1 protein-coding gene is annotated in these 237 nt (G+C 61.2%); it reads left to right on the forward strand.

The window, feature by feature from the left end:
* On the forward strand, positions 1-237 hold a 237-nt coding region (locus J5M58_RS27650; RefSeq protein WP_368857219.1), incomplete at both ends, for an amino acid permease.

The following is a 237-nucleotide window of genomic DNA, read 5'->3' on the forward strand; positions in this document are numbered from 1 at the left end:
ACCATGTGCCGGCCAACGCCCTGTGGCTGACCAACTGCATGATCCAGGGCTTCCTGCTGATCACGCTGTTTTCCGCCGGTACCTATACCAGCCTGATCTACCTGGCCTCGTCGATGATCCTGGTGCCTTACCTGTGGTCGGCGGCCTACGCCTTCCTGCTGGCATGGCGCAGCGAAACCTACGAACAGGCCCTGGCTGAGCGCAAGAAAGACCTGATCATCGGCGGCATCGCCCTGT

The sequence above is a fragment of the Pseudomonas sp. 32_A genome (genome assembly GCF_017490905.1).
GTDB classification, from domain to species: Bacteria; Pseudomonadota; Gammaproteobacteria; order Pseudomonadales; family Pseudomonadaceae; genus Aquipseudomonas; species Aquipseudomonas inefficax.